This is a genomic window from Agreia sp. (assembly GCF_964263775.1).
Taxonomy (GTDB): Bacteria; Actinomycetota; Actinomycetes; order Actinomycetales; family Microbacteriaceae; genus Agreia.
Genome location: NZ_CAXVWM010000155.1, coordinates 1 through 6,346, shown reverse-complemented (window position 1 = coordinate 6,346; position 6,346 = coordinate 1). Strand labels below are relative to the sequence as shown.

Below are 6,346 nucleotides of genomic sequence, written 5' to 3'. Positions count from 1 at the left end.
TCTTCAGCAGCCCGATGGCCTGTTGCGCACGCTCGTCGGAGCTCTCAGCGAGCATCCCGAGCACGCGCTTGCGCTCGTCGCCGGCGCGATCACGATGGGTCCTCGACGACTTGAGCTCGGCCAGTAGCCATTTCTCAGCATCTGCGAGCACTTCGAGACCCAATAGTTTGGCCAGTGCGTCGTACAGCGCGGATGGGCCACCGTCGAACAGCCGACCCAACTCCTCGTAGGAGAGCACCGGCCGGGTGAGTTCGATAGGACGAGCCCAGCCGAGCGCGGCGGTACCTGCGACATGTTCGCCGTCGCCCATCCTGGTGTAGGACGTCCGCGCATCGAGTTCAGCGTCCTTCTCCCACGTCACACCGACCGTGAACGGGCCGACCTGCTCGGCGGTAAAGCCCACTCTGATCGCGCACGGGTGCGGACGATGCACGTTGCGCCACGATTCTGCCCAAAGCGTCTCCTTCTTGTTGAACCACCTATAGCTCGTTCCGGTGAGGGCTAGCTCGAGCGCTTCGGCAAAGCTGGACTTGCCCGAGCCGTTGCGACCGCTGACCACGGTGAGCCCAGGGGCGGGGTACAGATCGAGCTGCGCTTGCCCACCAATGCCACGGAAACCGACGACGGAGATGCTGGTCAGAAACGTAGGCGCCGGCTGAGCGGCAACGGTCGCACCGGAATCGGCAACTTCTGCAAGTGCATTGAGCACCGCATCCCTGACGTCCTCGGGTATCGCCGGATCGTCGTCTAGTAACTCCAGGATGACGTCCTGGACGGATTGCTCGTTTGCCGCCACCATTGCCCCATTGAACTACGGAGAGCCGACACGGCGGGTGAGCTTCGGTGAGACCAGCGGGGATCGCAACTTGACCAGTCAGTTCCCGACGTGCTCCGCCGCGAAGCGGGACCGAGTCGCCTGATAGGCGACATGATTCTCCAGAGCCCCCGGCATGGCAATCACGTTTGGCAGGAAGCTGCGGAAGATCAGCGTGCGCCCCTCCGTGGCCGACGGGTCGGGGCACCAGGCACCCAGCAGCGGCGTGCTCGACGATCCGTTCGCCTCACTGGCATTGAGCCAGTTCGCCCATCCGGCAACTTGTTCCGGCGATGGACTAGCCGGGAGCTTCATGGTCAGTTGGGCGCCGTTGCCGATGGCCGCGTGCGGGATGTCGGTGAAGATCTGTACCAGCGACGTCTCGATCTTCATCGACCCGCCGCGCTCGGAGAGGAGGGCCGCCGGGGTGCTGCCGGTGTAGGGCACCTCGCAGGTCATGTCGGATTCATCCGCCGATCCGTAGAAGCACATTTGCGCCAACCACGGCTGCACACCCGCCATCAGCCGGCCCACGAACGACGAGGGCTGAGCACCAGCTCTGGCGACGACCTCGCGCGGCACGTTGAGAAGGTCGTCCATGTCGGGGCGCTCGCCGCTGAGACGATGACTGGAAACGTCGAGCACACCACCGCAGGCTTTTGCGAGATCCCAGGCGCGCGCGTGAGCGTCCGCGTTCTGTAGGGCAGCGGCGATGGTGAGGGCCTTGCTGAGCCAGCCGATGTTCTGCTCATGGACGGTGGCGGTACAGCACTCGACGATCAGCCGTTCCTCGGGTTGCCACAGCACGGCGCTGAGCGTCGCCTCGACGTTGATCGGCGCGAGAACCTGCGGAGGATCACTCGCGGGGTCGACGTCGCGGACCATTTCGGTCCAGATCCGCACCTCGCACAAGTTGACTTCGCCGTTCCAGACCGGTGGGCCGACTTGGACGTGCTGGGCCAATCGGTAACTCCACCAAGTGAATCCGCGCTCGCCCGGCAGCGCCCAGGCGTCATCGACCATCAGTTGGTCGTACAGACGGGCAACCAGCTGAAGCCCGACGTCCTGCTCGGAGGCGTCACCCGTCGTGGACGACGGGGCTGCCACTGCCTGCACCGTGTCGACTTCCGACGCGACCAGTCCAGCGGGTTGCCAGGTCACCGGTTTGCCCTCGACCATGCTGCGCCAGATTGCAGCGAGAATCGTCGTCGGTTTCTCACCCGCTTGGCTGGCTGCGTCGCGCACCACTCTGACGGCGAGGTCGGCCCGCGCCGAGGCCTCGATGCGCTCGTCGGCGGCGGCGTCCTCGTCGAATCCGCCAGCGAGTGCGACGCGACGCCAGAAGTTTTCCGCCCCTTGCGTTGCCACGCCGAGCGCCCGCGCAGAGAAATCCGATCTGATGACCTGGCAACGCACCATGTTCTCCAACAGAGCCGGACGCGCGAGCACCGATGGCAGGAAGCAGTTGAATGCGATGCGGTCGCGAGAGTCGACGCGCGGGTCCGGACTCCAGGCACCGAGCAGGACCCCGAGTGACATTCCAGTGGGTTTCGCTCCATCGACCGGAAGAGCTGCTTGTGCCTCGAGCGCATTTAGCTTGTTGGCTACGTGCATCACCTCGTCCGGCGCGAAATGCAGCGGAAGCGCGACCGTCATCAGTGCTCCGCTTCCGAACTGCGGGTGCTCGACATCTGGATAGATCTCGAGCAGCGCCGTTTCCACCGGCTCGGGGTCGATCACCATGGCGATGGGCCGAGGTCCGCTGAACGGAAGTTCGCAGACGAACTCGGTATCCGTCGAGAAGCCGGCGAGGCCGATTCGTCCGATCGTTTGCGCGACAGCGCGGGTTATCGGACCGATGAACTTCGAACGCTGGCTGCCGTCGGGCCCGGTGATCCGCTCGGGGGCGCTGAGCAGCTCGTCTGCCTGCGGCCGCTGGCCGTTCGTGGGGTGGTTGGATTCAGCCGGAGTTCCGTTCAGCGCATCTGCCAATGCGTGTGCGCGCGAGTGCGCGGCGGTGTTCTGCAGGAGTGCGGCGACCGGGAGCAACCAGGCCATCCAGTCGGCGGTCTCCGGGTGCACAACGGCCGTGCAGTAATCGGTGATGGTGCGGCGGTTCGGATCCCATATCGTCGCGCTGAGCGTGGCCTGCATGTTGGGCATGGCCACGACGTCGGCTGCGGGGCTGTTCGGATCAACGTTGTTGACCAACTCGGTCCAGATGCGGATCTCACAGACGTCCGCGTCGCCGACTCGGACGGGCACACTGGCCTCGACGTGTTGGGCCAAACGATACGACCACCACGTGAATCCGCGCGGTCCTCGCATCGACCACTCGTCATCGACCATGAGTCGCTCATAAAGCATGTCGATCATGAACAGCCCGAGATCCTGCGCCATGCCACTCCCCCGACCGCTTCGCTTGTAGGACAGAAGCGAGCAAACACTACGCTAGAGGTCTTCAACCCCTGGTTGCGTCGAATTCGGCGACCGTTTCGTCTTTCAACGACTTGAGACCCCGCGCAAAGCCCTCGTCGACATCGCGGGCGTTCCCGCATTACGCGATAGCTGCAGAAATCCTGTGGACATCTTCGCCAGCGATGCCGGAGTCACGCGCCGAATAGGTGAACTCGACGTCCATGCCATGGCCCAACGCACAATCCCGCGAACCGGTGGACTCGACCCGGCCGGGAACGATCGCGTCAGGCGGCTCGTCCCGCCTTCAGGGTTCGGGTCGTCATTCGCATCGCTAGTCGTTACTCGCTTCGCCCTCCATTCATCCTGCGCGACGGCGATCGGCGCCGTACAGGATGAGTTCACGTGGACTAATCTCGACTGCCGTCGCGACGAAACACATCGTCAACGATCACTCGAAGTAGTCCTCGTCGACTTCGACAACTGTAAACACTTGCCGCTTCTGCACGCCAACACCGTATTTGATCATCAGTTCGGTGAGCCGCTGGCCGTCGATGAGCACCACGCGAGTGTTGATGCCCTTGGCATACTCAGTCGCCCCCGACGAGAAGCGACTGGTCGTAATGAACACGCCCCGATTCGCCCCTACACCGTGCAGCGCGCCGACGAATCCCTGGATGTCAGGTCGTTGGACGCTGTTGTCCTTGCCGTAACGCTTCGCTTGGACATACACCCGCTCAAGTCCCAACGGATCCTGATCAATGACGCCGTCGACACCACCGTCGCCCGACCCACCCAGGACGGTCGCGCGCTGTTCAGTTCCGCCGTAACCCATGGCGACGAGCACGTCGAGCACTGACTGCTCGAGAAAACTCGGATCCTGTTCGCGAAGCCGCTTGAGCAGATCGGCTGATACCTCGCTGTGCAAGGCGGCGACGCCGTTCTCGATCATCTCGAGCGGATCAGCCAACTCGTCGGCGCTCGGCTCCATCGCTACGCTCTTCGCCGCGGGCTCGCCAGTGCCGATGGACGAGAGATACACCTGATAGACGGGCAGCGTCTTGAGCGTCTTCTCCGACACCTCGCCGGGGTGCTTTTCGAGGAACGCCCGACCCGCAGCGTTGAGCAGGTAAGTACCGCGCTGCGGCTTCTCGATCAGCTCGGCCTTGAACAAAGCACTCACTGCCCAGCCGATTCTGTTCTCTGCCCGCGACTCTCCCGATGACAGCGCCTCCGCAAGCTGGTCTGCGGTGAGCCCGACGTGGTCGCACACCGACTTGTACAAGTCGCGTCGACTCCACGCTGTCCCGTCGGCCATCACTTCGAGCACGGGCTTGAGAAATCCGGACCAGACGGGCATCGGCACCGGTTCGATGGAGGACATGGCGCCACTATGGCATCCCGAGCAACCTCCCAAGCCGACGAGATGACGACAGCCGGCGAAACTAGCGGTGTGAGAGGCCGAAATCTGACGGCGCCACGCACGCGCGGATCTCTTGGCGCCGAGAACGCACAACGCCCCAGCCGGGCGCCTATGGAAACTAGTCGTCGCCGGAATCGTAATGGTCGGCTGTCAGCGCAACCAGGCAGACAGAACCATCATGGCCACCACCGCGTGCCTGCTCCGCCAACTCGAACACAATGGTGTCATCGCCGAACAGGGCAACCAGCTCTTCAGGTACGTCGACTTCGATCTCGTCGAGCTTGTCCGTGAGGTCGTCTGCAGCGGCTGGTCCGACTTCGGGTTCCCCGGCCCAGTCCACGAAGACTGATACGTGCTCGCAGAAACTCTCGGTAGGACCGTCCTCCCCGAAGATCAATGCGCCGCAGTGCAAACAGTGGAACGCCGGAAATCCATTGAGTCGCGTCAGTGAGACGATATTGGCGGGCAAGACAGATCCTCTCGACAAGCGTGAACTTTTAGATCTAAAGAGCGATGGCACGATCAAAACGATCGACCAGAGCGTCCTGCGCCCTCGTAAGTTACACGTCGCTTATCCGCTCAACCTCAGTGATCCACTTCCAACCTCGGTGGGTCTGGCGATCGCTCGCACACGCCGACAAGGACCATCTCGAGCCACTCCATGCGAAGACGGCGACCTGCCCGAACCTCAGCCCAAGCTGCCGCGCCTGGTCGTCGCTGAGACCGAAGATCGCACGACTCTCTTCAGCATGGCCGCCGTCAAGGCTTGAGCCAACGGCAGGGATCGCGCGGATCCCAGCGGCCGTCAGCTCTCTATCCAGAACCCCAAGACGCGCGAGACTGTCGGCGCTTCCGGGCTCACCATCGGGCTGGACCGCGGTGACGACATGTAACGACCCGAGCGGCGGTGATTCGTCGCCACCCCCGAGAGACACCGGAACCACGCGACCAGAGCAAGCGGGCGCATCGAACTGCACCACCGTCTGCTCGTAGTACCGCCACGGAGTGTCGTCGCTCGCCATTCGCGCCAGTTCATCAGGCGCCGCCCAAGCGAAGTCTTCATGTTCGTGCACCCGGTCAGTTAATCAACCGGACACGCCCTTTGCCCCGAAGTGCGCGCAAGTGTCGGTGCAACAGGACACAATCGAGTCGTGGTTTCTACCTTTGGTTGGCTGGACACCGACAACGAGCAACGTCGGAAGATGCTCGAAGTCGTCGACCTCTTCAAGGAAGAAGGCACGATCGACGAACTGGGCATCGGGTCAATAAGGGACGCGTTCGCCGACGCGCTTTTCCCTGGCACCTCGGTTTTGCAGACTCGGCTGCGGTACACCCTGTTCATTCCGTGGCTGATGCAGGAAGCCACCCAGGGCAATCGTTCATCGACGGAGATGAGCAAGCGGTTTCGCGAGTCGGAGTTGCAGCTGATCTATGCGCTCGGCCAAGGTGACGAGAAGCTCGGCGTCATTGGCAACACCGCCCGCGCAAAACTAAAGCGCATGCCCAGCAGCATGTACTGGGCCGCCCTGGGCACGTGGAGTATCCGCAATGGCGAGCTATCGCCCGAGGCATACTTTCGCCGGCAGTACGAGTACCGCCGACTCACTAGCCGTACAGCACGCTCAGACGATCCCGAGGCGCGGGATCTGTTGCTGAACAGCGATCTTGATCCGCATCTTCCATCTGCTCCGGCG

Annotated in this window: 6 protein-coding genes; 1 reads left to right on the top strand and 5 read right to left on the bottom strand. The window is 63.0% G+C overall.

Translation table 11 applies throughout. The features are described from left to right. From ACE5CZ_RS11640 to ACE5CZ_RS11620, 5 genes are all read right to left on the bottom strand, one after another. A partial coding sequence (locus ACE5CZ_RS11640; protein ID WP_374947494.1) for an AAA family ATPase occupies positions 1 to 799 on the bottom strand: 799 nt, incomplete at its 3' end. Positions 800 to 874: 75 nt separating this feature from the next. Beyond that, positions 875 to 3,214 (bottom strand): hypothetical protein, encoded by a 2,340-nt coding sequence (locus tag ACE5CZ_RS11635; RefSeq protein ID WP_374947493.1) that lies wholly within the window; start codon positions 3,212 to 3,214, stop codon positions 875 to 877. Between the two features lie 466 nt (positions 3,215 to 3,680). Further along, entirely contained in the window at positions 3,681 to 4,613 is a 933-nt protein-coding gene (locus ACE5CZ_RS11630; protein ID WP_374947492.1) for a restriction endonuclease, read from the bottom strand. A 157-nt stretch (positions 4,614 to 4,770) separates the two neighbouring features. Further along, positions 4,771 to 5,121: a hypothetical protein gene (locus tag ACE5CZ_RS11625; RefSeq protein ID WP_374947491.1), complete on the bottom strand. Its 351-nt coding sequence runs from the start codon at positions 5,119 to 5,121 to the stop codon at positions 4,771 to 4,773. 91 nt (positions 5,122 to 5,212) lie between these two features. Then, positions 5,213 to 5,674: a DUF3293 domain-containing protein gene (locus tag ACE5CZ_RS11620; RefSeq protein WP_374947490.1), complete on the bottom strand. Its 462-nt coding sequence runs from the start codon at positions 5,672 to 5,674 to the stop codon at positions 5,213 to 5,215. A gap of 129 nt (positions 5,675 to 5,803) precedes the next feature. On the opposite strand from ACE5CZ_RS11620, the gene ACE5CZ_RS11615 reads away from it, so the two are divergent. Next, the coding region (locus ACE5CZ_RS11615; RefSeq protein ID WP_374947489.1) for a DUF6361 family protein at positions 5,804 to 6,346 on the top strand (543 nt) is incomplete at its 3' end.

Bases quoted from the DNA above. Each gene is read 5' to 3' on its own strand.
- ACE5CZ_RS11635 (WP_374947493.1), bottom strand. From the start codon at position 3,214: ATGGCGCAGGATCTCGGGCTGTTCATGATCGACATGCTTTATGAGCGA.
- ACE5CZ_RS11630 (WP_374947492.1), bottom strand. From the start codon at position 4,613: ATGTCCTCCATCGAACCGGTGCCGATGCCCGTCTGGTCCGGATTTCTC.
- ACE5CZ_RS11620 (WP_374947490.1), bottom strand. From the start codon at position 5,674: ATGGCGAGCGACGACACTCCGTGGCGGTACTACGAGCAGACGGTGGTG.